The following is a 21,873-nucleotide window of genomic DNA, read 5'->3' on the forward strand; positions in this document are numbered from 1 at the left end:
ACACCTCCTCATGACGAACACCACCCGCCCCTCTGCCGCCGCCTCGCTGGGACTGCTCGTCCTCCGCGTCGTGGTCGGCGCCGTCTTCGCCGCTCACGGAGCGCAGAAGATCTTCGAGTACACCCTCCCCGGAACCATCGGCAGCTTCGCGGGCATGGGCATCCCTCTGCCCGAGATCGCGGCTCCGGTCGTCGCCTTCATCGAGCTGATCGGCGGCATCCTGCTGGCGCTGGGACTCTTCACGCGCCCCGTCGGCATCCTGCTCGCGATCGACATGATCGTGGCCCTGTTCGCGGTGCACCTTCCGGCGGGCCTCTGGGTCGGCGAGGGCGGCTACGAGTTCGTCGCGGTTCTCGGCGTCGCGGCCCTTGCGCTCGCGTTCACCGGTGCGGGCCGCTTCTCGCTCGACGGCGCCCTCCTGCGCGGTCGGGTTCCCGCCTGGCTCAGCTGAGCGTGCGGGGGAGCGCCCCACGGGGCGTTCCCCCGTCGGTGTGTATCCTGTCAACAGTTAACAGGAGGTCACCGTGACACAGACCGTCAAGCGCGGAGAGTCCCTCGGCGCGCAGGTGGCGCAGGTCCTGCGTCAGCGCATCGTGCGCGGCGAGCTCTCGCCCGGCGCGCGCATCACCGAGGAGGCCCTCGCCGAGGAGTTCTCGGTGAGCAGGGGGCCGATCCGCGACGCCCTCACCCAGCTCAGCTTCGAGAAGCTCGTCGAAGTGCAGCGCCCTCGGGGCGTGTACATCACCGGGCTCTCGCAGGACGACGTGGATCAGCTCTACAGTCTGCGCGGCGCCCTCGAGCAGCTCGCGCTGTCGCGCGCCATGAGGGTGGAGGACGACGAGCGCTGGGCATCGATGGCGGCTGCGGTCGATCGCATGAGTCAGGCCGCAGACAGGGGCGATCACGCCGCCTTCGTCGCCGCCGACCTCGAGTTCCACTCCGAGATCTACGTCCTCGCCGACCATCCGCGTCTGCAGGGCGCGTGGAGTCAGTACCTGCCGACCTTCGCGTCGCTCCTCGAGGTGACCATCAACCACGACGACGACCTCCACGAGTCGTCCGACGACCACATGAAGCTCATGGAGGTGATGCGCTCCGGCAGCCCCGACGAGGCTGCGGCGGTGCTCACGGCCCACCTCGACGGCGCACGCGACCGGATGCTCAGCGAGCTCGCCGACCGACCCGCCTGACGGCGCCTGCGCGTCGGATCTCTGACGGTCTCCGACAGATCTCCGTCCGGATCAGGCGGGAGGCGTCAGGCGACGACGCAGCACCCAGGTGTTGCCGGTCGCATCGCCGCTGTGCTCGAAATCGTCGAGCACAGCGCTCGACAGGGCGAGGCCGCGTCCGCTCTCGCTGTCGACGCCGGGCATCGTGACCGCATCCCAGTCGATCCTGGCCGGATCGGCCGTGTCGACGAAGGTCGCGACGAGGTCGTCGGCGCCGACCTCGATGTCGACCTCGACGGTGATGCCGACATCCGGCTCGCCCTGCGCGTCAGCGTGCGTGGCGATGTTCGTCGACACCTCGCTGACCGCCAGTGCGAACAGCGTGCGGTCCTCGGGCGCCACATGCGGGGCGGACTCCCAGAGGGCGTCCAGGGCGTCGAGGACGTGCTCGACGAAGGCGGGGCCGGCGAGGCCCGCGACGTGCGCCCGGCGCTCCTCAACGCCCATCGAACGCCGTCTCGGGTGTCGGGTGGTCGAGCAGCACGCGGTCGAGATTCGTCAGGTGCAGCACCGTCCGCACCGCCTCGGGCACTGCCGCGATGCGCAGATCGCCGCCGGCGACCCTGGCGCTCTTCAGACCGCCGACGAGGGCTCCCAGCCCCGACGAATCGACGAACTGCAGGTCGGCCATGTCGATCACGATCCTCGACTCGCCTCCGGCCACGAGGTCGTTCACCGCCTTGCGGAGCAGCGGTGCTCCCGTCGCCGTGAGGCGTCCGGACAGGGAGATCACGGCGAAGCCGTCCCTGATGTCAGTGCTGAGATCCATGGTTCTCCTCCTCGAGGGTTCGGGCCGGTCCGCGGTAGCGGGCGGCTTGGATGATGGCGCTGAGCACGACGAGGTCGTACAGCACCCACACCGTGTTGACCAGGGTGCCGGTGCCGTCGCCCGTTCCGATGACGACGCGGGTGATGCCGATCACGAGCGCCACGCTGAGCACGACCATCGCGGTCAGCTGCGGCCAGATCTCGCGCCACGGCACTCCTCGCGGATCCCGTCCGTCCTTGCGCGTCACGGCGAACGACAGGGGGCGGCCGAAGACCACGTTCGCGAACGCCGTCCAGCATGCGCGGATCCAGACCGGGAACAGCGCGAGCGAATACTGCTGCCCGCGCCAGGTTCTCAGCCCCTTGGCGACCACGAGGAACAGCAGCTGGTTGACGAGGAAGTAGGGCAGGAACCGCACGAAGAAGTCGACCGACCAGGCGGTCACGGGAAGCACGCCGAACACCAGGTAGACGACCGGCGCCGTGAGATAGATCACGGCGGCGAACCCCGAGAGATAGCTCCACATCGTGGCGAAGTACATCAGCCGCTGCCCGATCGACAGTCCGCGCTTCGCGAGCGGGTTGTCGCGCAGCATCACCTGCAGCGTGCCCTGTGCCCAGCGCAGGCGCTGCGTCAGCATCGTCCGCAGATCCTCGGGCGCGAGGCCCTTCGCCAGGATCTCGTGGTGGTAGACGCTGCGCCAGCCGAGCGAGTGCAGCTGCATCGCGGTGGCCATGTCCTCCGTGACCGAGATCGTGGCGAGCGGAAGGATCGGCTGCGCCTCGTCGCCGCGGTCGAGGCGGAGAGCGTCGAGCAGCGCTCGTACGGCGTCGAGAGCAGTGATCGGCGACAGATCCGACTGGGCGAGCGCCGTCAGGCCCGCCTCGTCGACGACGATCGCGTCGAGTTGCGCATCGTGGGCGATCGGCAGGGAGCCCAGCTCCGCGAGGTCGGATCTGATGCCGGCGAGATCCTTGGCGACCAGGATCACCGAGGCGTTGTGCACCGCAGCCAGCACCGCGTCGGCGACCTCGCGCACGGGCGCCCCGCCGGCGAGATCACGACGGCTCTGGCCGATCGTCACGTGCAGTGCGAAAAGCTCGCGACGGAGTTCGGGATCGGATGCCGAGCGCATCTCCTTCTCGACCAGGGTCTCGGAGGTGCGTAGCGCGCGAGCCGCGGTGTCCGTCACCTCGCGCACGTAGCCGATGATGCCGAGCTGCATCAGGGCGTCGCGACGGAGCACGGCGTTCGATCCGCAGAAGAACGCCGCGTTCCAGCCGTCCTTGCCCTGCTGGATCGGGCCGTAGAACAGCGGCGCCTGGCTGCCGAGCGGATCGGCCTCGTCGACGTTGACGAACCACTGCGGGGTCTGCACCACGGCGACCTCCGGGTCGTCGGCGAAGTACCCGAGCGTGCGGTGCAGGATCAGCGGATCGGGGATCTGATCCGCGTCGAGGATGAGGAGGAACTCTCCGTCGGTCTCGAAGAGCGCGCTGTTGAGGTTGCCCGCCTTCGCGTGACGGGGCTTGCCCATCCAGTCGTCGGAGCGGGTGAGGTAGCCGATGTCGGCGTCGCGGGCGGCCCGCTCGAGCTCGGGTCGGGCACCGTCGTCGAGGATCCAGGTGGTGTGCGGATAGGCGATCCCGCGCGCTGCTCGGGCGGTCGTCATCACGAGCTCGATCGGCTCGTTGTACGTCGCGATGAACACGTCGACCGTGCCCTGAGGCGGCGACACGGGAGCCGGCCGCTCTTTGGCCCGCCACATCGTGAGACAGAAGAGGAAGGTGTCGATCAGGCTGTAGGTCTCTGCGATCACCAGGGGCACGGCGATCCACCACGCCGACCAGTTCACCGATTCGAGCCAGCGCCACGCGACGTAGTTCACACCGAGCAGCACCGACAGCACCGCGATGATGCGGATCGCGGCGAAGCGGGCGGTCATGCGTCGCGCCGCACCACGACCACGGTGATGTCGTCGGTCGCTCGATCGTCCGAGATGAGCTGCAGCGCCTCGTTGATCGCCCCATCGGGACCGAGCGCGTCGAGCACGCGGGCCACGTGGGCGAACGGGTCATCGGCGTCGAGCACGTCGAGCAGGCCGTCGCTGCAGCACACGAAGGCGTCTCCGGGTTCGAGGCGCGTGCTCCGGGACTCCCGAGCATCCTGGTCCGGAAGGGCGGCGCCCATCCCCAGGGGGAGGCCGGTCGAGCGAAGGTGCTCCCACGAGCCGTCGGCTCGGAGGATGAACGCGAGGCTGTGCCCGGCGTCGATCACCTCGAGATCGCCGGTCTCGGGCTGCAGCTCGGCGTGGACCGCCGTCACGAACATCGTCGTATCGGAGAGGTCCTCCTCGAGCAGCCGGTCGGCGTCGGCGACGGCCTCGGCGATGCTGCGCTCGGGAGCGGTGCGCAGTGAGGCGCGCACGCCCGCGGCGACGATGGCGGGACCCGTGCCCTTGCCCATCGCGTCGGCGAGGGTGATGCGCAGCGCGCCGCCGTGGAGGCGGAGGTCGTAGAAGTCACCCGCCAGGCGGCCACGCGAGGCGCCCCCGCCCGCGATCGTGTAGCCGGCGATGGTGGGGAGCGAGTGCGGTCGCAGCGCGCTCTGGATCAGAGTGGCCTGATCGAGCTCGGCGTCGGCCGCGAGCTCGGTCTGCACCCAGAAGGCGAGGTCGCGCAGCAGGTCGCGCTGCGCCTCCGAGAAGGTGTGCGGCTCGGTGTCGAGGACGCACAGCGTTCCCACCGGTTCGCCGCCGGGTGCGTGCAGCGGGTGCCCGGCGTAGAACCGGAGGTGCGGATCACCGACCACGAACGGATTCGCCGCGAAGTTCTCGGTCGCGCTGGCATCCTCGATCACCACCGTGCGGTCCTGGCCGACCGTGTAGTCGCAGAACGAATCCTGTCGGGGCGCCTCTCGCCCGCCGAGTCCGATCTCCGACTTGCGCCACTGGCGGTCGCCGTCCAGGAGCGAGACGCTCACCATCGGCATACCGAACATCTGCTGAGCCAGCCTGGCGACCCGATCCACTCGTTCATCCCGTGGTGTGTCCAGGATCCCGAGTTCCTCCAGTGCCTGCTGGCGTCTGCGTTCATCGAACATTGCTCCGCTCCCCTCGTAGCTGCTCTCATACTCGCACCTGCCGGGGCGCGGATGACAGGCGGTGGCGGAGAGTTGTATACCGGTATCAGTGTTGACTGTTAACAGTCAACACTGATACGGTCAGGGGGTCGACAACAAGGTCGACCCACGTAGAGGAGCAAAGATGCCCCGCAAGCGCATCACCCGGGCCGCCGCCGCTCTCGCGGCCGTCGCCGCCACCGCTCTCGTCCTGTCGGCCTGCACGAAGGTCGAAGAGGGTGAAGACGCGGAATCCGCCTTTCCCGAGAATGACATCCGTCTGATCATCCAGGCGAACCCGGGCGGTGGATCCGACCTGTCGTCGCGTGCCCTCGCGACCGAGCTCGAGGGCATCCTCGGCGTCAGCGTGATCCCCGAGAACATGCCGGGTGCGGCAGGAGCTCTCGCGATGGAATACGTCGGATCGCAGGATCCGGACGGCTACGTCATCGGGTTCGCCCCGGTCGAGATCGCGATGCTCAACACCACGCAGAGCGCGAACGTGCTGCCCGAGGACTTCGACCTGCTGGGCCAGATCATGCTCGCCCCCGGTGTCGTCACGGTCGGCGCGAACAGCGGCATCGAGACTCTGGAAGACCTGGTCGCCCAGGCCGAGGCCGGCGCCGTGACCGTCGCCAACTCCGGCGCGGGTTCCATCTGGGAGGCCGCGACGATCGGCCTCGGCGACGCGACCGGCGCCGCGTTCACGCCGGTTCCCTACGACGGTGGAGCGACGGCCGTCGCCGCCGCCGCCTCCGGTGAGACCGTCGCCGCCGTGTCCGGCCTGGGCGAGGCTCTCGCGCAGGGCGAGGCCGTGCGCATCCTCGCAGTCCTCAACGACGAGCGTCACCCCGACGCCGAGGACGTGCCGACAGCCGACGAGGCAATCGGCGAAGACGTGGTCTTCGGCGGCTGGGGCGGCATCTACGCCCCGAAGGGCCTGCCGGATGACGTGAAGAGCGAGCTCGAGGCCGCCGTCAAGGAGGCCGTCGAGTCCGACACCTACCAGCAGTTCCAGAAGGATGCCGGCAACCTCGTGGTCTACCGCGACTCGGCCGAGTGGACGACGTTCGTGAACGAGCAGTTCGACCTGTTCAAGGACCTCCTGGGCTGACCGGCTCCGACTGCGGGGTCGGCCGCACGCCGGCCCCGCAGTCCGTCGCCGCACGTCAGACCAGGGAAGGAGCACCATGTCCCACGCCGATGTCACTCCTGCGATCGAGCAGGACGCGCACCAGGGGGCACCGCCCTCGCGACCGCTCGAGATCGTCTTCGGCGCCGTCGCCCTGGCGTTCAGCGCCGGCTATCTCTTCCTGGCCACGCAGATCCCGCTGCGCCGAGAGGCACTGCCCGGACAGATCGACGCGCGCTTCTGGCCCATGGTCCTCGCGGTCACGGCGGTCGTCGTCTCGCTCGTGATCCTGGCTCTGGCGATCACCCGTCCCGCTCCCGGCCGCGAAGACCTCGACCGCATCCAGCCGGGCGGCGTGGTCCGCGTCATCGCCACCCTGCTGATCGCCGGGGCCTTCATCGCGGTGTGGTCGCTCGGATCCGTCATCCTCTTCGGCTACCGCATCGAGGTCTTCCCGATCGCCGCCGCCGTGCTGATGGCCGCTCTCATGCTCCTCTACGGGCACCGCCGGTGGTTGAGCCTGATCATCTACTCCGTCTCCGTCACCGCGTTCGTCTACGTGGTGTTCGGCATGCTCCTGAGGATCCCGCTGTGAACGCGCTCATGGAGGGGCTGAACTCGCTCCTCGACATCTCGATCCTGCTGTACATGCTCGTCGGGCTGCTGCTCGGCTTCATGGTCGGCGCCTTCCCCGGCATCACCGCGACCATGGCGGTCGCTCTCGCCGCAGGATTCACGCTCACGCTGGAGCCCGTGCAGGGCCTCGCGGTGCTGCTGACGATCTACGTCGCCGCGAACTTCGGCGACCGCGTGCCGTCGATCCTCATCAACACCCCCGGCACTCCCGCGTCGATCGCGACGACTCTCGACGGCTATCCGATGGCGAAGCAGGGGCGAGCCGGTCTCGCGCTGACGATCTCGGCGATCGTCTCGGCCGTCGGCATCCTCGCCTCCCTCGTGCTCTTCGCCGTCGCCGCCGTGCCGATCGCCAGCTTCGCCCGCGACTACTTCAAGTCGCCCGAGCTGTTCGCGCTCGTCGTCTTCGGCATCGCGATCATGATCGGGATCTCGTCGAAGTCGATGCTCAAGGGCATCCTCGCGGGTCTCTTCGGCCTCATGCTCGGCACCGTCGGAACGTATGCCGCCACGGCGGACCAGCGATTCACCTTCGGAGTGCTCGAGCTGGTCGAGGGCGTCAACTTCATCGCCGTGATCATCGGACTCTTCGGCATCGCCGAGCTCTTCGACCAGCTGCTCACGTATCGCAAGTCGCACGTGCGCCCGATCTCGAGCCTCGGCCGCTGGTGGCCGAATCGCGCCGAGCTGAAGCAGAGCGGTCGAGCCACCGCGGTCGGCGGCGCCGTCGGTCTCGGGGTCGGGCTCATCCCGGCAGCCGGTGGCGACATCGCCGGTCTGATCGGATGGGAACGAGCCCGCAAGGCATCGAAGCACCCCGAGATGTTCGGCAAGGGCTCGATCGAGGGCGTCGCGGCATCCGACACCGCGTCCAGCGCCACGCTCGGCGGCTCCCTCACGACCACGATGGCCCTCGGCATCCCCGGCGACTCGGTGATGGCGGTGATGATCGGGTCGATGATCATCTGGGGCATCACCCCCGGACCCACGCTGTTCACCAACCGCCCCGACCTCGTCGTCTCGATCGTGGGCATCATGCTCGTCGCGACCCTGCTCTCCCTCGGGCTGAGCCTCGTGCGCATGAAGGGCATGGTGAAGCTGCTCGATGTGCCGCAGCCCTACCTGTGGAGCGGCATCCTGATCTTCTGCATCATCGGCACATACGCCACCTCGAACAGCCTGTCGACCGTCGTCACGATGCTCGTGTTCGGTGTCATCGGAGTGCTGCTCAAGCGGGTGCAGGTGCCGGCCGGGCCGATCGTGCTCGGCCTGCTGCTCGGCCCCCTGGCCGAGGAGAACCTGGCTCGCACGCTGGCGATCCTGCCCACGCGGCCGTTCTTCGAGGTCGTCAGTCCGATCGCGATCGTGCTGCTCGCGCTCGCCGTGCTCTCGATCGTCATGCCGGCGATCCGCGCGGCCCGCACACCCCGTGCCGAGCGCGGCTCACTCGAGGACTCGATCCTCGATGCCGAGAGCCGGGAGCAGATCGAGAAGGCGCACGGCGAGCTCGCCGCCGACCCCGACCTGCTCACGTCGACCGTCCGCAGCGTCCCGGCCGCCACGAGGCGCCCGCGCAAGACCCGTAAGAACTCCAAGGAGAACGAGAAGTGACCCGCTACGACATCCTCACCGCCGTGCCCACAGCCTTCCACAGCGACGGCGCACTCGACCTCGAGGGATCGCGAGCGATCTTCCGCTTCGTCGCCGAATCGGGCAACGAGGGCGCCTTCGTCCTCGGCACCACGGGCGAGTTCCCTGCCGTCGACGCGACCGAGTTCGCGGCGATCGTCGAGGCCGCGCTGGCCGAGCTGAAGGACCGCATGCGCGTCGTCGTGCACGTCGGCCAGCCGAGCACCTTCGAGGCGCTGCGTCTCGTCGAGATCGCGAAGGGACTGGGTGCGACCGAATTCGCCGCCCTCACCCCTTACTACCTCAAGGCCACGGACGAGTCGATCTTCGAGTACTACGAGGCCCTGTCGAGCGCGATCGGCGATGGTCGTCTCTACGTCTACATCTATCCCGCGCGCAGCGGGAATCCGGTGTCGGTCGAGCTGCTGACGCGGCTTGCCGCGCTGCCGAACATCGTGGGCGCGAAGATCAGCGAGCTGTCGCTCGACGACATCGCCGCCTACAGGGCCGCGGTGCCCGCCGACTTCGACCTCTACACCGGCGCCGACCGCGACCTGATCGCGGCCGTGCAGGTGGGTGCCCAGGGTGTCGTCTCGGGCGTCTCCTCGGTCACCCCGAAGCCCTTCCGTGCCCTGGCCGACGCCGGCCGTTCCGGCGATGCCGACGCCATCGCGGTCGCGCAGGCCGCGGTCGACGATGTCGTGTCGCTCATCGGCGGCGACATGGCGCGGATGAAAGAGGCCTACCGCGTGCTCGATGTGGTCGACACCCACTGCCGCATGGCGATCGCCGAGCCGACGGACGACGAGCGTCGCGCCGTCGCGCAGGTGGTGGCGGCGCACAGCTAGCCGCTCGCATCTCGCGCCGCGTGGGGCGGGCCGGCTCACAGCCGGTCGGGGCAGGATGGACCCATGTCCGACTCCCCGTATGAATCCCGGCCATGGCTCGACTCCTACGCGGACGGTGTGCCCGCCGAGATCGACGCTCCGACGCAGACGCTGCCGGAGATGATGTCGGCGAGCATCGCCGCTTTCGCTCGTCGACCGGCGCTCGAGTTCTTCGGTGCGGTCACGACCTACCGCGAGCTCGGCGACCAGATCGCACGCGCTGCCGAGGGGCTGAGGCGCCTGGGCGTGCACAAGGGCGACCGGGTCGCCCTCGTCCTGCCGAACTGCCCGCAGCACGTCGTGGCGTTCTACGCGGCGCTGCGCCTGGGAGCGATCGTCGTCGAGCACAACCCGCTCTACACGGCGAGGGAGCTGCGGCACCAGTTCGAGGATCACGGAGCGAAGGTCGCGATCGTCTGGGACAAGACGGTCGACACGATCGCCGAGTTCCCCTCCGATCTGCGAGTCGAGCACATCGTGAGCGTCGACCTCACCGAGGCGATGCCCGCCGCTCAGCGGATGCTGCTGCGCCTGCCCATCCCGAAGGCGCGCGCGGCGCGCGCGAAGCTGACGGCCACCCCGCGGACACGGCGAGCAGAGGCCTGGAAGAAGCTGGTCGACCATCGGCCGCTCTCGCGCAAGGTCGCCGGCCCGACGCTCGACGACACAGCCCTGCTGCAGTACACGAGCGGAACCACGGGCACGCCCAAAGGCGCGGTCCTCACTCACGCGAACCTGCGCGCCAACGCGATGCAGGGCCAGGCATGGGTGCCCGGTCTGGTCGACGGCGAGGAGACGTTCTACGGCGTGCTGCCGCTGTTCCACGCCTACGGCATGACGCTGTGCCTGACCTTCGCGATGAGCATCGGCGCGAAGCTGGTGCTCTTCCCGACGTTCGACCTCGGCCTGGTCACGAAGGCGGCCCGCACCAGTCCGCCCACGTTCCTGCCCGCGGTCCCGCCGATCTATGACCAGCTCGCCCGAGCCGCATCGCGGGGGACCATCGACCTCTCGACCGTCCGATTCGCCATCTCCGGGGCGATGAGCCTTCCCGTCGCGACAGTGCAGCGGTGGGAGGAGGCCACCGGCGGTCTGCTCGTCGAGGGCTATGGCATGACCGAGAGCTCGCCCGTCGCGCTCGGCAACCCGATGGGCAGGAGCAGGCGCCCTGGCACGGTCGGAGTGCCCTTCCCGAGCACCGAGATCCGCGTCGTCGACCCCGCCGACACCGACGTCGACCTGCCCGTCGGCGAACGAGGCGAGCTGCTCATCCGCGGCCCGCAGGTCTTCCAGGGGTACTGGCGCCGTCCCGGCGACACCGCCGATGTCCTGCTGTCTGACGGATGGCTGCGCACAGGCGACATCGCCGAGGTCTCGGTCGACGGCTTCGTCACGATCGTCGACCGCCTCAAGGAGCTCATCATCACGGGCGGCTTCAACGTGTCGCCCAGTGAGGTCGAGGACGCGCTCGAAGCGCACCCGGACGTGGTCGCGGCCGCGGTCGTCGGCCTTCCGCGGTCGAGCGGGGGAGAGGAGATCGCCGCTGCGGTCGTGCTCCGCGAGGGAGCTGTGCTCGACACCGGTGCGCTGCGCGACTTCTGCCGCACGCGGCTGACGCCCTACAAGGTGCCCAAGCGCATCACGGTCGTCGACGAGCTGCCCCGCTCGCTCATCGGAAAGGTCCTGCGCAGGCAGGTGCGGGATCGGATGCTGGCCGACTGACGCGCCGGCGCAGACGAACTCTCCGTGCCGACCTGAAACCGGTTACAGTGTGCCGATGGCCACGATCTACGATGTCGCTCGACTCGCGCAGGTCTCGCCCGCCACCGTCTCGCGGGTGTTCAACGGCACCAGCGTCTCCGCCGCGAAGGTCGAGGCGGTGCGCCGGGCCGCCGAGCAGCTGCGTTTCACGCCCAACCGCACGGCTCGCAATCTGCGGCGGCAGAGGTCCGAGGTCATCGGGTTGGTGATCCCCGACATCGAGAACCCCTACTTCACCGAGATGGCCAGAGGCGTCGAGGACGTCGCGTCCGAGGCCGGATACTCGGTCGTGCTCTGCAACTCCGACTCGCAGCCCGAGAAGGAGACGACCTACCTCCAGATCGCGGTCTCCGAGCACATGTCGGGCGTGATCATCGCCCCCGCGTCCGAACGCACGAGGCTCGACGGCATCCTCGACACGGGGCGCCCCGTCGTCGCCGTCGATCGGCATACGGTCTACGACGTCGACGGTGTGGTCATGGCCAATCGCGAGGCCGGGGCATCGGCCACCGAGGCGCTGCTCGCCGCCGGATTCCGGAGGGTCGCGTACATCGGCGGTCCGGAGGGGATCGACACGGCCGCAGAGCGCGCTGCCGGCTGGCGGTCTGCGCTCGCGGCGCGCGCCCCCGAGGTCGATGCCGATGAGCTGCTGCGCTTCGCGACCTTCCGCGTCGACGGAGGCAGGGGCGCCATGGAAGAGCTGCTCGCGCTCCCGGAGCCGCCGGACGCGGTGGTGGCGGGGAACAACCTGATCGGCGTCGGTGCGATCCAGGTGCTGACGGAGCACGGCCTGACCCCGCCGCGGGTCGGCGTGGCGGTGATCGGCTCGCTGCCGTTCACCACCCTCTCGCCCACAGCGGTGACCGTCGTGCGCCTCCCGGCACGCGAGATGGGAGTCCGGGCGGCGCGGATGCTGCTCGAGCGCATCGGTGGGGCCGGTGGTCCGTCGCGCACCGTGGTGCTGCCGGCCGAGGTCCAGCCCGCCCGCGCGGGCGCGACCGCGACCGCCACACACTGACGCAGACGACGCTCGGTCCTACTGCTTGCGTGCTGAAACCGATTTCACGTACAGTTGCAGGACACGTGCGATCAAGGAGGACGCGAGTCATGACCTATACCCTGCCGACGACGGCATCCCGACCGGTGTCCGCGCCGAAGACCGCGTACCTGATCGCCTCCGGCGACCTGCGCGAAGCCGCGAACACGGGCGGCTGGCCCGTGCAGGTCGAACTCGAAGCGGGCGTCACCGGCGTCTTCGAACAGCTCGGCTGGAGCGTCGTCCGAGCCAACGACGTCGATCCCGAGACCGGCCACGGCTTCATCTCGAGCCAGCGCATGGGCCTCGAGGTCTTCAAGAACATCCCGACGGATGCTCCGCTGATCGTCGCCGAGGCCGTGTGGCAGTACTCGCACCACGTGCTCGCAGGACTGCGCACCCACGAGGGGCCGATCCTCACGGTCGCGAACTTCGCCGGGGACTGGCCCGGCCTGGTCGGACTCCTCGGCCTCAACGCCGGCCTCACCAAGATGGGCAAGCCCTATTCCACGATCTGGTCGGTCGACTTCACCGACGACTGGTTCACGAGCGGCATCAGGGAGTGGACGGAGACCGGGTCGATCACCCATGACGCCTCGCATGTGCGTCCTCTGCCCGAGCTGCCGGACAGCCCCGAGAAGCAGCTGGGTGAGGCGCTCGCCGCCGAGCTGCGCGCCGAGAAGGCCATCATCGGCGTCTTCGACGAGGGCTGCATGGGCATGTACAACGCGATCTTCGACGACGAGCTGCTCAACCAGACGGGCATCTACAAGGAGCGCCTCTCGCAGTCCGCACTGTACGCCGAGATGCTCGAGGTCGGCGAGGATGAGGCGGATGCCGCCTACGACTGGCTGATCGACGCCGGCATGACCTTCCGCTACGGCGAGGATGCCGCCACCGAGCTGACCCGTGAGCAGGTGCAGTGGCAGCTGAAGATGTATATCGCCGCACTCCGCATCGCCGACGATTTCGGGCTCGACGCTGTCGGCATCCAGTACCAGCAGGGCCTGAAGGACCTCGTCCCTGCATCGGACCTCGCCGAGGGCATCCTGAATTCGACCGAGCGCCCTCCCGTCACCTCTCGCGACGGTTCGCGCGTGCTGCACGACGGCCGGGCCTTCCCGCACTTCAACGAGGCTGACGAGGGGGTGGCAGTCGACGCCCTCGTCACCGACCGCGTCTGGCGCGCCATGGGTCTGGTGCCCGACAACACCCTGCACGACGTGCGCTGGGGCGAGGACTTCGACGGAGAGTTCGTCTGGGTCTACGAGATCTCGGGCTCGGTGCCCGCCTCGCATCTCGGCGGATGGCAGAACGCCGAGGGCTGGCGACAGGGCCACGTCTTCTTCCCTGCGGGCGGCGCCACGATCAACGGCGTCTCGAAGCCGGGCGAGATCGTGCTGTCGCGCGTGTTCATCGCCGACGGCATCCTGCAGGCCGACATCTTCCGCGCCTCCGTGGTGGAGCTGCCTGCGGAGGAGACGCAGCGACGCAAGGATGCCACGAACCCGGAGTGGCCGATCGCGCACGTCGTGCTGCACGGCATCTCGCGCGACCAGTTCATGGCCCGCCACAAGGCCAACCACGCGCAGCTCGTCTACGCGCCCGACGCCGAGACGGCCGACAAGGCGCTGATCGCGAAGGCCGCGATGTTCGCGGGCATGGGCATCCAGGTCAATCTCGTCGGAGATGTGACCATCTGAGCGAGGGGTCCAGGCGGTCGAGAAGGGGCGGATGCTGCGGCATCCGCCCCTTCTTCTCTGCCTTCCCGTCACATCACTTAAGCGCTATAGTCGGCGACAGGTCGCGACGGCGCGACCGGATTCGACAACGACGCCGAAGGAGACGATCAGTCATGAACCAGAACGTCAGGAATCACCGGTTCCGAAAGGGCATCGCCGGTCTCGGAGTGCTCGCCACCGCTGCTGCCGGCATGCTCGCCGGAACCACGGGTGCCGCCGCCGACACGACCGAGCCGGTCGACCCACAGCTCGCCGTGTACGTCGAGGTGAACTCGAACGATTTAGCCAACGTCGCCGACTACACCCTTGCCGAGTCCGGAGACGCCGCCATCGACATGGCCATGATCTTCGCCGCCAACATCAACTACGACGGCGAGAAGGCGTACCTGCACCTCAACGAGCGGGTCACCGAGACGCTCGACGACGCCGAGACGCAGATCCGTCCGGTGCAGGAGAACGGCACCAAGGTGCTGCTCTCGGTGCTCGGCAACCATCAGGGTGCGGGATTCGCGAACTTCACCTCCTATGCGCAGGCGGATGCATTCGCCGCGCAGCTCGCCGACGCCGTGACGACCTATGGTCTCGACGGCATCGACTTCGACGACGAGTGGACCGAATACGGGGCGAACGGCACCCCGCAGCCCAACCCGCAGTCGTTCGGATGGCTGGCCACGGCGCTGCGCGACCGTCTCGGACCCGACAAGATCATCAGCCTGTATGCGATCGGTCCGAGCTACACGACGACCGACTTCACGCTGTTCGACGCGGCCGGCGTGCTCGACTACGCCTGGAACCCGTACTACCCGACCTATGACGCGCCCACCGTCCCTGGGCTGGAGGACCGCACCCGACTCGGGGCAGCGGCGATCGACCTCTCGAACACGAGCGCCGCGACGGCGGAGGACTTCGCGACCCGCACGGTCGCCGACGGCTACGGCGTCTATGTCGCCTACAATCTCACCGCGACCGATCAGTCGGCCTATCTCTCGGGCATCACCGAGGCGCTGAAGGGCGAGGCGACGGAGTACCGGGCGGCGCCTCGCGACACCACCTCGCCGACCGTCACGATCAAGGACGGCGCGCGATTCACCAAGGTCGAGACCCACGGCAGCTACCAGCGCGTGAGCTACAAGCTCTTCGACGAAGGCAAGATCGACCGGCTCTCCGTGAACGGGGTCGTCAAGGACCTCTCGGACGACGCGTGGAGCGACCTGAACTTCGTGAAGCCCGGTGTCTTCGGTGCGGTCGTGGGGGAGAACACGCTGCAGGTGGTCGACGTCGCCGGCAACGTCACCGAGCTCTCGTTCGTCCTGTCGAAGTGACGACGCGCGCTCGAGGCCATCACCCGAGGTCGAAGACCTCGATCTGACGGATCGTGACCTCGGCATCCGCTCGCAGGCGGATCGCCGGGGTCACGACGCGCGACACCAGCTCGAACGGGGTCGTGCGATCGGCCGGGAGTTCCGCGTCGTAGGTGGTCGGAGCCGCCGCCCAGCATCCGTCCGCGTCGAGGACCTCCCATCGCAGCCGAGACGAGGGGGCGCCGGTGGCCATCGTCACTGTGAGATCGGAGACCGCGCGCGGCTCGGCGAAACGCCATCCTGCCCATTCGCCCGCCGCCAGGACGACGCCGCTTGAACCGCTCGGGTCGCCGTCGTCGAACAGGCGGTCCGCATCGATGACGGATGCCGACGCGATGACGTCTCCTGTGTCTGCCGTGAGATCGCGGCACCAGGGCGCGATCTCGTCCGTCATCCGCTCACCCGTCTCGAGAGCATCAGCGGGCTCGGTTCCGAAGACCAGTTCGAGCTCGACGTCCCCGACGAGGGCGTCCCCGGCGAGCGCATCCCCGGCGAGGGCGTCGACGCGAAGTTCGGCCCTGGGCAGGTCGACCCCGTCGAGTCGGGCACGCTGCAGCACGTGCGCTCCCGGCTCGCGGCGATGAGAGCGGATGCGCAGCGAGCGGCCGTCCGCGCGATCGACGCGGATGTCGTCGAAGAGGGGCGAGCCGATCCTCAGCACGCCGGACGCGAGCTCGAGCGGATAGAGACCGAGCGCGGCCCACAGCCACCAGGCGCTCATCTCGCCGTTGTCCTCGTCGCCGGGGAAGCCCTGTCCGATGTGGGCGCCTGCGAAGAGACGCCCGGCCAGCTCGTGCACGATCGCGCCGGCTCGCCGCGGCCGGTCGCTGAACGCGTACATGAAGGGGATGTGATGGGCGGGCTGATTCGAGATCGCGCACATGCCCGAACGCAGGGCCCGCGCCTCCCGCTGCTCGTGGATGACGGTGCCGTACGCCCCGCCGAATCGCTCGTCGGCGGTCTCCGGCTCGGCGAAGAGCGCGTCGAGGTGCTGTGCGAATGCCCCACGTCCGCCGTGCAGCGCGGCGAGGGCGGCGCCGTCGTGCACGGCGCCCACCGACATGCCCCAGGCGTTCGTCTCGACGTTGTCGCCTCCCCAGGTGCGCGGGTCGAACTCGGGGGCGTGGTCGCCGTCGGCATCCCTGCCGCGGAGGAACCCGGATTCCGAGTCGAAGAGTGTGCGATACGACCGTGCTCGGTTGGCGAAATAGCGGGCGAACGAGCGGTAGCGAGCGGCATCGCGGTCGGAGCCGGGAGCGGCTGCGCGTTCGGCCTCGAGGGCCAGCTGCTCGGCGAACCGGCCCAGCGCCGCGTCGCTCACCGCGTTCTCGACGGTCCAGCTCATGCCCTCCGGCACCTCGGACGAGATGTAGCCGGTGAAGCGTCCGCGTGCGATGCCCTTGCGGCCGCGCCGAGCATCGGGCCCGGGTTCGCAGGCGTTGCGCCATCCGCTCTCGAACGCCTCTTCCCGGTCGAACGCCACGCCCCACCGGGCGGCATCGGCGAAGATCTGGTCGCTGGAGGTGCCGACCATGCTGTCGACATATCCGGGCGCGCTCCACCGCGCCATCCACCCTCCGCGACGGTACTGCTCGAGCTGGCCGTCGAGCAGTCTGCCGGTCAGCGAGGGATCGAGCAGCGCGAGCGCCGGCCACTCGGTGCGATAGGTGTCCCAATAGCCGTTGTTCACGATGAGCTCGCCGTCGACGATCGGCGCGCTCGTCTCACTCTCCCCGAACGGCGCGCGTGGGGCGAACACGTCGGCGAAGCGATGCCGCGGCGCCTCTGCAGTGCCGGCATTCTCGGCGGCGGAGTTCGGATACAGATGCATCCGATGCAATGCGGCGGCGATCCGGTTCCGATTCTCCTCGTCGGCCAATCGGCGATACGGGGTCTCGGATGCGTCGAGCGGCGGGATCGTCACGCGGCCCAGCACCCGGTTCCAGGAGGCTGCGGCTTCCGCTCGCAACTCGTCATATGCGATGCCTAGAGGACACTCGATCTCGAGACTGCGCCTGGCCTGCTCCACCGACAGGAATGACACGGCCACGCGCACCTCGAGCGACCCGTCGCCGGCGACGTAGCCCGCGACCCGCGCCCGTCCGTCGTCGTCGAGGGCGCCGCGCAGACTCGTCGCAGGGTCGCCCTCGCCATGAAGCACGGCGCCCGCGAAGTAGCAGCGGGGAGAGTTGCCCCAGTCCTCGGAGCCCTCGGGCGTCCACCCCTCGAAGCCACCGCCGTCGGTCCAGTGCAGTTCGCCGTCATCGGTGGGCTGATCGATCACGAAGCCGACGATCGCGTCAGTGTCTGCGCCATGCACGCGGAAGGCGGCAGTGTGCGACGTCGCGGTCATCTCCACGCGCAGACCATCACCGAGATCGGCGGCGTACTCGTGGGGGCGGGCTCGCTCGGTGCCCGGGGCGATCCACCGGCGGCGCGCGGCGCGCTCGGAGGCCGGATGCCCGTCGAACGGCATGAGCTGGAGCACCGAGCGGTCGCCGATCCACGGACTCGGCTGGTGCGAGAACTGCAGGGCCTCGAGGCGTCGCCCGGGTGGATCGTCGTGGATGCTCGGCCGATACGGCCAGCGCGTGTCCGAGGCATCGGTCGCCGCGGTGACGAAGGTGAAGCCGTGCGGCACGGCGACGGCGGGGATGGTGTTGCCACGCGAGAAGCGCGGGCCCGAGTGGCTGCCGCGACGAGTGTCCACTCGCTCGACCGGTGGCGGGTCGGCGACGGCATGCTGCTGCTCGACCTGCTCCTCGACCATGACCTGCACGAATCCCGTGACGAGCGGCGGCAGTCCGCTCATCCCCGCCAGGGATCCGCTGCCGAGCACCAGCTCGACGGTGGCGGAGGTGCGCGGGGCCGAGCCGGAGAGCATCGGCGCCAGCGACACGGTGTCGGCGTTCCACTGCTCGGGCATGCTCCAGCGCGCCGCGAACTGGGCATCGGCGGTCATGGCGAAGTCGTACCGGTCACGCACGGCGGCTGTCTCGCCGAGCCGCGCGCCGCCGTCCCCGCGGACATCGACGGTCACCGCGAGGGCGGCATGCGGAGCCAGGGTCGCCGCATCGCCGGCTGCGTAGAACGCCCAGTGCAGCAGAGTGTCGGGGCTGATCGCGACGTCCGCGAATCCGGGAACATCGATCCGCTGTTCGCCCGCTGACGGATCGAACGAGTAGGCGAACACGTCACCGCGGAACACGCCGGAGTGAGGGCGGGACGACGGAGGATCAGCGGGTCCGTCGGCGGGCGTGAGCTGGGCGTCGCTCACCCCTTGACCGCGCCCTCCTGCACGCCCTTGAAGAAGAACCGCTGCGTGAACGAGAACATGATGACGATCGGCACGAGGGCGATCATGGTGCCCGCCGCGATGAGGCGCGGATCGACCGAGAAGCTGCTGTTGAGGTAGGCCATGCCGACGGTGAGCGTGTACTTCGACGGATCGGAGAGCACGATGAGGGGCCAGAGGTAGTCGTCCCAGGCGCCGATGAAGGCGAAGATCGCGACCACCGAGACCATGCCGCGGATGTTGGGCCACACGATGTGACGGATGCGCTGCCAGGTCGTCGCTCCGTCGACCGTCGCGGCGTCCAGCACGTCCTTCGGGATCATGCGGCAGGCGGTGGCGACGAGCAGCACGTTCATCGCGCTGATGGCGCCGGGCAGGAACACGCCCCACAGGGTGTCGGCGAGGCCGAGCGAGCGGATGGTGAGGAAGTTGCTCGTCACCGTGACCTCGCCGGGGAAGAGCAGGGTCGAGAGCAGGATGGCCATGACGATCCACTTGCCGCGGAACCGCATGCATCCGAGGGCGTAGCCGGCGAAGGTCGAAAGCACCACGTTGCTGACGACGGTGCCCACCGAGACGAGCAGCGAGTGCCAGGCGTAGAGGTACACCGGCACGATCTCGGCGACCGTGGCGTAGTTCTGCAGCGTCGGCTCGCGGGGGATCAGGTTGGGCGGGAACGAGTAGATGTTCTCCTGCGGACCCTTGAACGACGTCGAGAGCTGCCAGAGGAACGGGCCGATGACGAGCACCAGCACGAGCAGCAGCAGCGCATAGCGGCCGATGAGCCCGCCGAGCGTCGGCTTGCTGAAGTCGCCGGAACCGCGGCGGCGGAAGATGGGTTCGCGCGTGGTCGCAGCCGGCTGATCGTCAGGGCGACGGTCGTCGTCGATGCGGGGCGGAGTGAGGGTGCTCATGCGGAGACCTTCGCCTTCTTCTCGCGATTCATGAAGGCGATCGCGGCCAGCGGGATGAGGGTGAGGAGGAACAGCGCGACGCTGATCGCCGAGGCGTAGCCGATGTTGCCGTTCAGGCCGGAGCCGACCTGGCGGATCAGCATGACCAGCGACATGTCGTATCCACCGGGACCTCCCGTGCTCTTGGAGAGCACGTCGAGCTCGGCGAACACTCTCATCGCCGAGACGGCGATGAGCACCGCGATGAGGAGCATCGCTCCGCGCACCGACGGGATCGTCACCGACAGGAAGCGACGGAACGAGCCGGCGCCGTCGAGCATGGCCGCCTCGTGCAGCTCCTTGCCGACATTGCCGAGCGCGGCGAGGTACACGACCATGTAGTAGCCCAGACCCTTCCACACCGTGAGCAGGATCGCGCAGCCGAGCAGCAGCCACCGGTCGACGAGGAACGCCATGGGCTTGTCGACGAGGCCGAGGAACTCGAGCGTCTGGTTGATGATGCCGCGGCTGTCGAACAGCCAGGTCCAGATCAGCGCGACGACGACGACCGATGCGATGACGGGGAAGTAGAAGGTGGTGCGGAAGAACGCGATGCCCGGCAGCTTCTTCTGCACGAGCAGGGCGAGCAGCAGGGGAAGGATCGTGAGCAGCGGCACGCAGACGACCACGTAGATGATGCACGTGGTGAGGGCGTTCCAGAACATCTCGTCGCCGAACATCCGCTCGTAGTTCGCGGCGCCGACGAACTCGGGGGTCCGCAGAGGACGTGCGTCCGTGAAGCTCAGGAAGACGGTGTTGAGGAACGGCCAGAGCGCGAACACCAGCACCCAGACGACGGCGGGGCCGAGGAGCAGCCAGGGTGTGAACCACCGGTGCGATCGCATGGTCGTCCTCCGGCTCCGGATGCTGGTGTGCGCGCTCATGGCTTACTGGTCCACGCGGTTCGCGTTGGCGTACTCGACGATCTTGTCGAGCTGCTCCTGCGCGTCGGCCTCGCCGTTGACGGCGAGCGCGATCTGCTGGGTCATGTACGTCGCCATGTCGGAGGTCCACTGGAACGGGATCGCCTTGGCGTCTTCCATGGCCGTGAACACGGTGTCGATCGCGGAGAGCTGCTTCTCGTCGGTGATCGACGAGGAGATGTTCTCGACGACGGCGTCGCCGCCCGCGGAGGTGCCGGGAGCGGTGCCGACCGCGAGAGATGAGAACGCGACCTGGTTCTCCTCGTTCGTCGCGAACTCGGCGAACGCGAGGGCGGCCTCCTTGTTGTCGGAGTCGGCCGAGACGTTCAGTCCCTGCACGTAGAGCGGCGGGATGCCCAGTCGCTGCGTGGCGACCGTGTTCTCGAGCAGCGCGGGCGCGTCCTTCGCGAGGTCGGTCGTGAAACCAGTGCCACCGGTCGTGAAGGCCACCTTCTCCTGGATGTACGCCTCGGCGTTTCCGCCGTAGTCGCCGGTCAGCGCCTCGGCCGGCATGGCTCCGGCCGCGTACGCGTCGGCGTACTTCTCGATGATGGCCGCGGCCTCGTCGGTGTTGAAGTCGAACTCGCCGTCGTCGTTGATGACCTCCATGCCGGCCGACGTGAACGTGTCGAGTGCCGGGATCGATGACAGCAGCTGGACCTTGCCGCCGGACTCGGTCGCGACGTCCTTCGCGAGGGTGAGCAGCTCGTCGACCGTCGTCGGGAGGTTCTCCTCGGTGACGCCGTAGGGGGCGAGCTGAGCGAGGTTCCACCATGATGCGTCGCTGGACAGGTACCAGGGCAGACCGTACGTGCCCTCGACACCCGGGTACTGGCTGTAGGCGTCCCATGCGCCGGTGTTGTATGCCGACTTCAGGTCGGGGTCGGCCGTCTCGAGGTCGACGAGCTTGCCGGCGGCGACGAGCGGGTAGGCGATGTCCGGCGGCAGGTTCAGCACGTCGGGCAGCGTGTCGGCGTTCGCCTGGCTCAGGATCTTCTCCTGGTAGCCGTCGCCCGGCTGGTCGAGCCACTCGACCGTGACGTCCGGGTGCTCCTTCTCGAACGCGTCGATCAGGTCTTCGAAGTAGGGCGTGAACTTCTCGTTCTTCAGCGACCAGGTCTGGAACTGGATCGTCCCGCTCAGCTCGCCGGAGGTGTCGATCGGTCCGTCGGCACCGGATGTGGCACCGCCTCCGGTGCAGCCGGCGAGCGCCATGGCGCCGATCGTGAATGTTGCCAGAGCGACAATGCGTGCGGGAACTTTCATCGTGCTTCTTCCTCGAGGCGGGCGATTGGCGGTGTCCGTCCAGCGGACTACAACGCTTTAGCAGATGAAACCATCCGATCCCGTCGCTGTCAAGGTCTCGGGACTGCGTGCATCGGCGGGCCGCGGTATTCCGG

General features: G+C 68.7%; 18 protein-coding genes. 10 read left to right on the top strand and 8 right to left on the bottom strand.

The genetic code is table 11. The features are described from left to right. The first annotated feature begins 10 nt into the window (after window positions 1-10). Window positions 11-451: a DoxX family protein gene (locus tag AB0P11_RS13850; RefSeq protein ID WP_363522510.1), complete on the top strand. Its 441-nt coding sequence runs from the start codon at window positions 11-13 to the stop codon at window positions 449-451. A 73-nt stretch (window positions 452-524) separates the two neighbouring features. Next, window positions 525-1,190 (top strand): GntR family transcriptional regulator, encoded by a 666-nt coding sequence (locus tag AB0P11_RS13855; protein ID WP_053098059.1) that lies wholly within the window; start codon window positions 525-527, stop codon window positions 1,188-1,190. 51 nt (window positions 1,191-1,241) lie between these two features. Here the strand turns inward: AB0P11_RS13855 and AB0P11_RS13860 are convergent, their stop codons facing one another. The 4 genes from AB0P11_RS13860 to AB0P11_RS13875 are packed head-to-tail and all read right to left on the bottom strand — an operon-like array spanning window position 1,242 to window position 5,100. Then, entirely contained in the window at window positions 1,242-1,676 is a 435-nt protein-coding gene (locus tag AB0P11_RS13860; RefSeq protein ID WP_053098058.1) for an ATP-binding protein, read from the bottom strand. Next, complete coding sequence (locus tag AB0P11_RS13865) at window positions 1,666-1,998, bottom strand: STAS domain-containing protein (RefSeq protein WP_053098057.1); 333 nt, start codon at window positions 1,996-1,998, stop codon at window positions 1,666-1,668. Before AB0P11_RS13865 ends, AB0P11_RS13860 begins: the two co-directional genes overlap by 11 nt. Then, window positions 1,982-3,943, bottom strand: coding sequence for a glycosyltransferase family 2 protein (locus AB0P11_RS13870; protein ID WP_363522513.1), 1,962 nt, complete (start codon window positions 3,941-3,943; stop codon window positions 1,982-1,984). Before AB0P11_RS13870 ends, AB0P11_RS13865 begins: the two co-directional genes overlap by 17 nt. Continuing rightward, on the bottom strand, window positions 3,940-5,100 hold the full coding sequence (locus AB0P11_RS13875) for a GAF domain-containing SpoIIE family protein phosphatase (RefSeq protein WP_082586440.1): 1,161 nt from the start codon (window positions 5,098-5,100) through the stop codon (window positions 3,940-3,942). Before AB0P11_RS13875 ends, AB0P11_RS13870 begins: the two co-directional genes overlap by 4 nt. 163 nt (window positions 5,101-5,263) lie before the next feature. Here AB0P11_RS13875 and AB0P11_RS13880 point away from each other — a divergent pair, with 163 nt between their 5' ends. The 8 genes from AB0P11_RS13880 to AB0P11_RS13915 all read left to right on the top strand — a co-directional run bounded on the left by AB0P11_RS13880 (window position 5,264) and on the right by AB0P11_RS13915 (window position 15,263). Further along, the gene (locus AB0P11_RS13880) at window positions 5,264-6,232 is read left to right on the top strand and encodes a tripartite tricarboxylate transporter substrate binding protein (RefSeq protein WP_053098055.1); all 969 of its coding nucleotides are present in this window, start codon (window positions 5,264-5,266) and stop codon (window positions 6,230-6,232) included. A gap of 76 nt (window positions 6,233-6,308) precedes the next feature. Next, the gene (locus AB0P11_RS13885) at window positions 6,309-6,845 is read left to right on the top strand and encodes a tripartite tricarboxylate transporter TctB family protein (RefSeq protein ID WP_056275260.1); all 537 of its coding nucleotides are present in this window, start codon (window positions 6,309-6,311) and stop codon (window positions 6,843-6,845) included. Beyond that, a complete protein-coding gene (locus tag AB0P11_RS13890) occupies window positions 6,842-8,497 on the top strand; it encodes a tripartite tricarboxylate transporter permease (protein WP_363522516.1) in 1,656 nt (551 codons plus the stop codon). Before AB0P11_RS13885 ends, AB0P11_RS13890 begins: the two co-directional genes overlap by 4 nt. Continuing rightward, window positions 8,494-9,363 carry a dihydrodipicolinate synthase family protein gene (locus AB0P11_RS13895; protein WP_053098052.1) on the top strand — a complete coding sequence of 290 codons (870 nt, stop codon included), beginning with the start codon at window positions 8,494-8,496 and terminating at the stop codon, window positions 9,361-9,363. The genes AB0P11_RS13890 and AB0P11_RS13895 overlap by 4 nt, the downstream gene beginning before the upstream one ends. A gap of 63 nt (window positions 9,364-9,426) precedes the next feature. After that, window positions 9,427-11,124 carry a long-chain-fatty-acid--CoA ligase gene (locus AB0P11_RS13900; protein WP_363522519.1) on the top strand — a complete coding sequence of 566 codons (1,698 nt, stop codon included), beginning with the start codon at window positions 9,427-9,429 and terminating at the stop codon, window positions 11,122-11,124. A 55-nt stretch (window positions 11,125-11,179) separates the two neighbouring features. Continuing rightward, window positions 11,180-12,181 carry a LacI family DNA-binding transcriptional regulator gene (locus AB0P11_RS13905; protein ID WP_363522521.1) on the top strand — a complete coding sequence of 334 codons (1,002 nt, stop codon included), beginning with the start codon at window positions 11,180-11,182 and terminating at the stop codon, window positions 12,179-12,181. Window positions 12,182-12,270: 89 nt separating this feature from the next. Then, window positions 12,271-13,902: a fucose isomerase gene (locus AB0P11_RS13910; RefSeq protein ID WP_053098049.1), complete on the top strand. Its 1,632-nt coding sequence runs from the start codon at window positions 12,271-12,273 to the stop codon at window positions 13,900-13,902. Window positions 13,903-14,054: 152 nt separating this feature from the next. Further along, window positions 14,055-15,263, top strand: a complete 1,209-nt coding sequence (locus AB0P11_RS13915; protein WP_363522523.1) for an endo-beta-N-acetylglucosaminidase H — start codon at window positions 14,055-14,057, stop codon at window positions 15,261-15,263. A gap of 19 nt (window positions 15,264-15,282) precedes the next feature. Here AB0P11_RS13915 and AB0P11_RS13920 read toward each other — a convergent pair whose 3' ends face one another. From AB0P11_RS13920 to AB0P11_RS13935, 4 genes are read right to left on the bottom strand one after another with little or no spacing between them, the layout of a single operon-like run. Continuing rightward, the gene (locus AB0P11_RS13920) at window positions 15,283-18,579 is read right to left on the bottom strand and encodes a GH92 family glycosyl hydrolase (protein ID WP_363522525.1); all 3,297 of its coding nucleotides are present in this window, start codon (window positions 18,577-18,579) and stop codon (window positions 15,283-15,285) included. Further along, entirely contained in the window at window positions 18,576-19,511 is a 936-nt protein-coding gene (locus tag AB0P11_RS13925; protein WP_363522527.1) for a carbohydrate ABC transporter permease, read from the bottom strand. The genes AB0P11_RS13920 and AB0P11_RS13925 overlap by 4 nt, the downstream gene beginning before the upstream one ends. After that, on the bottom strand, window positions 19,508-20,395 hold the full coding sequence (locus AB0P11_RS13930; protein ID WP_230100945.1) for a sugar ABC transporter permease: 888 nt from the start codon (window positions 20,393-20,395) through the stop codon (window positions 19,508-19,510). The genes AB0P11_RS13925 and AB0P11_RS13930 overlap by 4 nt, the downstream gene beginning before the upstream one ends. A 42-nt stretch (window positions 20,396-20,437) precedes the next feature. Then, window positions 20,438-21,739 (bottom strand): extracellular solute-binding protein, encoded by a 1,302-nt coding sequence (locus AB0P11_RS13935; protein ID WP_285363450.1) that lies wholly within the window; start codon window positions 21,737-21,739, stop codon window positions 20,438-20,440. Window positions 21,740-21,873: the final 134 nt, after the last annotated feature.

Origin of the sequence: Microbacterium sp. NPDC079176 (assembly GCF_040686675.1) — a bacterium.
GTDB lineage: Bacteria > Actinomycetota > Actinomycetes > Actinomycetales > Microbacteriaceae > Microbacterium.

Coding starts and splice junctions, on each gene's coding strand:
- AB0P11_RS13915 (WP_363522523.1), top strand. CDS start 14,055: ATGAACCAGAACGTCAGGAATCACCGGTTCCGAAAGGGCATCGCCGGT.
- AB0P11_RS13930 (WP_230100945.1), bottom strand. CDS start 20,395: ATGCGATCGCACCGGTGGTTCACACCCTGGCTGCTCCTCGGCCCCGCC.
- AB0P11_RS13865 (WP_053098057.1), bottom strand. CDS start 1,998: ATGGATCTCAGCACTGACATCAGGGACGGCTTCGCCGTGATCTCCCTG.
- AB0P11_RS13935 (WP_285363450.1), bottom strand. CDS start 21,739: ATGAAAGTTCCCGCACGCATTGTCGCTCTGGCAACATTCACGATCGGC.
- AB0P11_RS13880 (WP_053098055.1), top strand. CDS start 5,264: ATGCCCCGCAAGCGCATCACCCGGGCCGCCGCCGCTCTCGCGGCCGTC.
- AB0P11_RS13860 (WP_053098058.1), bottom strand. CDS start 1,676: ATGGGCGTTGAGGAGCGCCGGGCGCACGTCGCGGGCCTCGCCGGCCCC.
- AB0P11_RS13870 (WP_363522513.1), bottom strand. CDS start 3,943: ATGACCGCCCGCTTCGCCGCGATCCGCATCATCGCGGTGCTGTCGGTG.
- AB0P11_RS13900 (WP_363522519.1), top strand. CDS start 9,427: ATGTCCGACTCCCCGTATGAATCCCGGCCATGGCTCGACTCCTACGCG.
- AB0P11_RS13905 (WP_363522521.1), top strand. CDS start 11,180: ATGGCCACGATCTACGATGTCGCTCGACTCGCGCAGGTCTCGCCCGCC.
- AB0P11_RS13875 (WP_082586440.1), bottom strand. CDS start 5,100: ATGTTCGATGAACGCAGACGCCAGCAGGCACTGGAGGAACTCGGGATC.
- AB0P11_RS13885 (WP_056275260.1), top strand. CDS start 6,309: ATGTCCCACGCCGATGTCACTCCTGCGATCGAGCAGGACGCGCACCAG.
- AB0P11_RS13910 (WP_053098049.1), top strand. CDS start 12,271: ATGACCTATACCCTGCCGACGACGGCATCCCGACCGGTGTCCGCGCCG.
- AB0P11_RS13850 (WP_363522510.1), top strand. CDS start 11: ATGACGAACACCACCCGCCCCTCTGCCGCCGCCTCGCTGGGACTGCTC.
- AB0P11_RS13925 (WP_363522527.1), bottom strand. CDS start 19,511: ATGAGCACCCTCACTCCGCCCCGCATCGACGACGACCGTCGCCCTGAC.